Annotated in this window: 5 protein-coding genes; all 5 read right to left on the bottom strand. The window is 73.3% G+C overall.

The window, feature by feature from the left end; genetic code table 11:
- The coding region (locus tag ACTIDRAF_RS0221860) for a bifunctional uroporphyrinogen-III C-methyltransferase/uroporphyrinogen-III synthase (RefSeq protein WP_016700844.1) at positions 1–1,522 on the bottom strand (1,522 nt) is incomplete at its 3' end.
- 15 nt (positions 1,523–1,537) lie between these two features.
- Positions 1,538–2,476, bottom strand: a complete 939-nt coding sequence (gene hemC / locus ACTIDRAF_RS0221855) for a hydroxymethylbilane synthase (RefSeq protein WP_016700843.1) — start codon at positions 2,474–2,476, stop codon at positions 1,538–1,540.
- A complete protein-coding gene (locus tag ACTIDRAF_RS0221850; RefSeq protein WP_016700842.1) occupies positions 2,473–3,879 on the bottom strand; it encodes a glutamyl-tRNA reductase in 1,407 nt (468 codons plus the stop codon). Before ACTIDRAF_RS0221850 ends, hemC begins: the two co-directional genes overlap by 4 nt.
- A complete protein-coding gene (locus tag ACTIDRAF_RS30470; RefSeq protein WP_016700841.1) occupies positions 3,876–4,721 on the bottom strand; it encodes a redox-sensing transcriptional repressor Rex in 846 nt (281 codons plus the stop codon). Before ACTIDRAF_RS30470 ends, ACTIDRAF_RS0221850 begins: the two co-directional genes overlap by 4 nt.
- 347 nt (positions 4,722–5,068) lie before the next feature.
- The gene (locus tag ACTIDRAF_RS35155; RefSeq protein WP_083886562.1) at positions 5,069–5,863 is read right to left on the bottom strand and encodes a fasciclin domain-containing protein; all 795 of its coding nucleotides are present in this window, start codon (positions 5,861–5,863) and stop codon (positions 5,069–5,071) included.
- Positions 5,864–6,093 lie beyond the last annotated feature (230 nt).

Raw genomic sequence — 6,093 nt, 5'->3', positions numbered from 1 at the left:
GGGCCCGCTTCGCCTTCCTCGGCGGGGGAAGGGCGCCCTCGGCCCGCAGTCGCGAGGCGTGCTCGGCGAGCGCGTCCACGAGCGCGGCGACCTGCGCCGTCTCCGGCTGGACGTCGACCCGCAGCCCGAACTCGGTCGCGGTCTCGGCGGTGGCCGGCCCGATGCAGGACACGATCGTCCTGGTGTGCGGCTTGCCGGCGATGCCGACCAGGTTCCGGACCGTGGACGAGGAGGTGAAGCAGACGGCGTCGAAGCCGCCCGTCTTGATCATCTCCCGGGTGTCGGCGGGCGGCGGGGCGGCCCGCACGGTCCGGTACGCGGTGACGTCGTCGATCTCCCATCCCCGCTCCCGCAGACCGGCCGCCAGGGTCTCGGTGGCGATGTCGGCCCGGGGCAGCAGGACCCGGTCCACCGGGTCGAGGATGTCGTCGTAGGGCGGGAAGTCGGCGAGCAGCCCCTCGCTGGACTGCTCCCCCGAAGGCAGGAGTTCCGGCACGATGCCGAAGCCGCGCACGCGTTCCGCGGTGGCCTCACCGACGCAGGCGATCTTCACGCCGGAGAAGGCCCTGGCGTCCAGACCGAACTCGCGGAACTTCTCCCACACCGCGCGGACCGCGTTGGTCGAGGTGAACACCACCCACTGGTAGCGGCCGTCGACCAGTCCCTTGACCGCGCGTTCCATCTGCGCGGGGCTGCGCGGGGGCTCCACGGAGATCGTCGGCACCTCCACCGGGATGGCGCCGTGTGCCCGCAGCCGGTCGCTCATCGCCCCGGCCTGGTCCTTGGTCCTGGGGACCAGCACCTTCCAGCCGTACAGCGCCCTCGACTCCCACCAGGACAGTTCCTGCCGGTTGGCGACCGCGTCCCCGATGGTGACGACGAGCGGGCCGGGCAGTTCGCCCGCGTCCGCCGCCAGGGAGGCCAGGGTGGTGTCGAGCGTGCGCTGGGTGAACGCGGTGCCCTCCGCCGTCACCGCGACGGGCGTCTGGGCGGACAGCCCGTGCTCCACGAGGGAGGACGCCGCCTCGGCGAGGTGGCTGCCGGCGGCGTGCAGCACCAGGGCGCCCGGCGCGGCGGCCAGGGCCGCCCAGTCCACCTCGCCACGGACGTCGGCCTCGGTGTGCACGGCGCCGAGGGCGACCCCGGCGTAGGCGGGCACCGCGCTGCCGGCGGCGACGCCGGGCACGACGTCGAAGGGCACGTCCGTGCCGGCGACCGCCCGGGCCTCGGCGACCACGGCGTCCGAGGTCAGTGGGTCGCCACCGACCAGCCGGACCACGGACCGGCCGGACCGGGCCTCGTTCGCCAGGTCGGCCGCCACCTCACCCGGGTTCCCGACCGCGGGGCGGACCTCCGCCCCGTCGGCGACCAGCGAGGTCGCCTCCGAGGGGACGTCGGGGTCGGTGACCACCAGCGAGGCCGCGGCCAACAGTTTCTTCGCCCGGACGGTGAGGAGTCCCGCGTCTCCGGGGCCGGTACCCACGAAGGCGATACGTCCGGGGGTCTTGCGTGCTCGGGTCATCAGGGCACTCCCCACTCATTGCCGCTCGGGGCCGCTGAGCACCGCTGCCCCGAGGTCGAGCAGCTCGGCGGCGACGTCGCGCCCGAGCTGCTCTGCTGCTGTCGTCTCTGCGATGGCGGAAGCACGGGACACCGCGTCCCGCGCGGTTCCCGCGACACCCCGGAGGAACAGGCGGGTCACCGCTCGTCCCTCGTCGTCGAGGTCCTCCACCATTTCGGCCAGCGCGCCGACGGGAGCGCTGCACCCGGCGTCGAGCGCGGCCAACAAGGCGCGCTCGGCCGTCACCGCGTCGCGGCTGGCCGGGTCGTCCACAACGGACTGCGTCAGGTGCCCGACGTCCGCGTCGTCGACGCGGCACTCCACCGCCAGTGCTCCCTGCGCGGGCGCGGGGAGCATCTGGAGGGGATCGAGCGTTTCGGTGATCACGTCCAGCCTGCCGAGTCGGGCGAGGCCGGCACGCGCCACCACCACAGCGTCAAGGTCGCCCTCGGCGACCCTGCGCAGCCGGGTCTCCACGTTGCCCCGCAACGCGCGCACCTCGAGTCCGAGTCCGAGTGCTCGGAGCTGGGTGGCGCGTCGGGGCGAGCCGGTGCCGACGGTCGCGCCCGGCGGCAGCTCGGCCAAGAGCAGGTCGTCCCTGGCCACGAGGGCGTCCCTCGGGTCCTCCCTGGTGGGGACCGCGGCCAGGCGCAGCCGGGGATCGGGTGCGGTCGGCAGGTCCTTGTAGGAGTGGACGGCGAGGTCCACCTCCCCCTCGGCCAGCGCGTCCCGCAGGGCCGAGGTGAAGACGCCGACGCCGATCTCGGCGACGGGCGCGGCGGAGCGGTCCCCCTCGGTGCTGACCGTGACCAGCTCCACGTCGACGCCCTCGGCCCGGAGCCGCTCGGCGACCCAGTTGGCCTGCGTCAACGCCAGCGCGCTGCCCCGGGTCCCGAGCCGGAGAGTGCGGGTCACCTGGCCTCACCCTCCTGGTCGCGTTCCGGGGGAGCGTCCTGCCGGCTGGGACCGCCGTGGGCGGGCAGGGCGCTGCCCGCGCCGCCGCGCGCCGACGTGACGGCGCCGGGCATCCTCGGGTCGAGCGCGAAGAGCTCGCGGAGGGCGTCGGCGTAGTCACCCCCGCCGGGGCCGGCGGCCAGTTCCTTCACCCGGACCGTCGGGGTGTGCAGGAGCTTGTCGACCACGCGGCGGACCGTCCTGGCGAGTTCCTCCCGCACGGTCACGTCGAGGTCGGGCAACCGGGAGTCCAGCCGGAGCAGTTCCGCGTCGACCACGTCGGCGGCCCGCTTGCGCAGGGCCGTCACGGTCGGGGTGACCTGGGCCGAGCGCTGGGCCGCGAGGTAGTTGGCGACCTCCTCGGCCAGGACCTCAGAGGCACGCGCGAAGGCGCTGCCCTCCTGGTCGTCCCGGAGCCTCGCACGCAGCGACTCCAGGTCGACGACCCGCACCTGGGGGAGGTCGGCGACGCCGGGCGCGACGTCCTTGGGCAGGCCGAGGTCGCAGAGCACCAGCGGGTGGTGCGCCCGGCCCGCCTCGGCGCGCAGCTGGCTGGCGCGCACGACGGCTCCGACCTCCACGACGGCGTCGACCGCGCCGGTGCAGGCGACGACGACGTCGGCCCCGGCCAGTTCCTCGGCCAGGGAGTCCAGACCCACGGCGCGGGCCGGCGTGCCGTTCCGGATGCTCAGCTCGGCGAGCCGGCGGGCGTTGTCCATGCCGCGGTTGGCCACGACGATCTCGACGGCCCCCGCGCGGCGCAGGTGGGCGGCGGCGAGCCCTCCCATCGAACCCGCCCCGACGAGCAGCGCACGCCGACCGGCCAGGCCGCCGAGCAGCTCGCTGGCGTCGGAGAGCGCCTCGGAGACCACCGACGCGCCCTCGGACCCGATACCGGTCTCCGCGTGGACGCGCTTGCCGACCCGTAGCGCCTGCTGGCTCAGGTCGTGGAGGACGCTGCCCACGGTGCCCAGCCGCTCGGCCATGGCGTAGGCGGAGCGGAGCTGGCCAAGGATCTGGGACTCGCCGACGACCATGGAGTCCATGCCAGCCGCGACGGTGAAGAGGTGTTCGACGGCGGCGCGGGCGTAGTGCACGTAGAGGCCACCGCCCAGGTCGGGCACCTCGACGCCCGCGTGCCGGGCGAGCACGCCCGCCACGTCGTCGAAACCGCTGTGGAACGAGTCGGCGACGGCGTAGACCTCGACGCGGTTGCAGGTGGACAGCAGCACGACCTCGGACAGTGAGTCGCACTCCAGCAGCTCGAGCAGCAGTTTCTCCGACCGGTCGCCGGAGACCGCCACCCGCTCGAGGAGCTGGATGGGCGCGGTGCGGTGCGAGAGGCCGACGGCGAGGACGGTCACTTCGAGACCACCACCCCGTTGACTCCGCCACGGTCCGGGTTGGCGTCGTCACCGACGCGTGCCGCCTCCGGGCCGGACTGTCCATCGTCCCGCCGGGCGACGTGGAAGGACAGGATCTGCATCTCCACCGCCAAGTCGACCTTGCGCACCTCGACGTTGTCCGGGACCTGGAGAACGACGGGTGCGAAGTTCAGGATGCACCGCACACCGCCCTGGACCAAACCGTCGCAGACGGCTTGGGCGCCCTGGGCGGGGGTGGCGATGACGCCGATGGTGATCTCCAGCTCACGGCAGACGCGGACGATCTCGTCGGTGTGGTGCACGGGAACGCCGCCGACCGGGATTCCTTCGAGGTCAGGATCGACGTCGAAGAGCGCGGCGACCGGGAAGCCGCGGTTGGGGAACCCTCCGTAGTTGGCCAGGGCGTGACCAAGGTTACCGATACCGACGACCGCCACCTTGTGCTTGCGGGTGAGCCCCAGGGTGCGCTCGATCTGCCCGACGAGCACGCTGACGTCGTAACCGACGCCACGCGTTCCGTACGAGCCGATGTAGGAGAGGTCCTTGCGGAGCTTCGCCGAGTTGACCCCGGCGGCCACCGACAGCTCCTCGCTGGAGATGGTCACGACACCGTCGTCGGAGAAGTCCGAGAGCACGCGCAGGTAGACGGCGAGCCTGGCGACGGCGGCCTCCGGGATGGCACGCGCTCGGGCGCGGACGACGGCGACATCGGCGTCCGGCGCCGCCGCTCCCGCTGACCGGGCGTCCGGGGACGGGCCGGGGTCTCCCTCGGCACCGCCCTCGCCGGCACGGTCGGACGCGGCGGCTGCGGTACCGGTCACGACACTCTCGCCCGCATCCCGCTGTGTTGCCACGCTGACTCTCCTCGCCGTGATGACCCTCGCCATGACCTGCGTCGACGAACCGCCGGTCGACCGCGGATGGTCCGCACGCGGCCCCGGCGGGGTGACGGCTACACGGTAGCGCTTGTGAAGAGGTGCACAAAGTTGCATACGTGAATCGCCCCGTAAGGCGAGGTCAGCTCCCCTGCGAGGCAACTCCCTGAAAGGGTGAAAAACGAGGGCGGTCACCACGGGTTCCGTGGTGACCGCCCTCGGACGGGGGGAGACGACGCCCCGGACGCTCCGGTGGGAACGTCCAGCCGGGCCGGGCTCCCCGGCGAGGAGGCTCAGCCCGTGGGAACCGGCATCTCACCGTCCTCCTCGACGGGCTCGCCCCCGCCCGGCTCCTCGGTGTCAGGAGTCTCGGTGTCGGGAGACTCGGCCGGCTCGCTGGTCTCGCCGCTGGGAGCGGACCCCTCCGTCGGCTCGAGCACCTGGTCGACGACGAACACCGTCGCGTTGGCGGTGGGGAAGTTGCCGCACAACACCTGCGCGCCGCCCACCGTCATGTCCTCGCCACTGCCCTCGACGCTGACGTGCCCGCCCTGCAACGTCGCCACCGACCCGGCCTCGCTCAGCTCCTCGGCGTCGAACCTCTCCCCGACCACGTGGTAGGCGAGGCGAGGTTCGAGCTCGGTCGGGTTGGCCAGGAGCTGGTTGAGCTCGTCGTCACCGAGCTGTTCGAACGCGGAGTCCGCCGGGGCGAACACCGTGAGCGCCTGGGAGTTGTTGAGGGTGTCGGCGAGGTTGGGCACCGCGTTGATGGCGGCGGTCAACTGGGTGAGCAGCGGGTTGCTCTCCACCGCCGTCGCCACCGGCTGCTCGGACATCGCGTTCAGCGACCCCGGCTCGTCGTCCTGCGGCAGGTCCGGGCACCCCGGGCCGAAGGCGTCGTCGACGGTGGTCACGCCGCTGTTGGGGTCGCGGGTGGGGGACGGGGACTGCTCCGGGGAAGTCTCCTGCTCGGCGGTGGTGGTGGTAGCGGTGTCGTCGGCGGGCTGCTCGTTGTTCGCGCAGGCGGGCGCCACCAGGGCAACCGCCGCGAGAGTCCCGACCACAGCGTGGCGTTGCGCCTTCCGCACGCGGATCACTCCTTCTCGATCGTCGACCAGGCCCGACCAGCGGCCGCCGTGTCGAACCGGCCGACCGGTGCGCTGGTCGCAGGTGAGGTTTTTCGCGTCAAACCTGGTTCATCACGATAGGTAGTGATCCGCGCACCGACCGGCATTTCAGCCGGGCGCCGGCGCGTCGCGGGCGGGGAGCCCCGAGGCGGGCCGGCGGGGGTGCGGCACGGGGCACCGGCCGCCCCACC

Source organism: Actinoalloteichus spitiensis RMV-1378 (assembly GCF_000239155.1).
Classification (GTDB): Bacteria; Actinomycetota; Actinomycetes; order Mycobacteriales; family Pseudonocardiaceae; genus Actinoalloteichus_B; species Actinoalloteichus_B spitiensis.
Note: the sequence above shows the minus strand (reverse complement) of the source record. Positions and strands in the feature narration are given on the sequence as shown.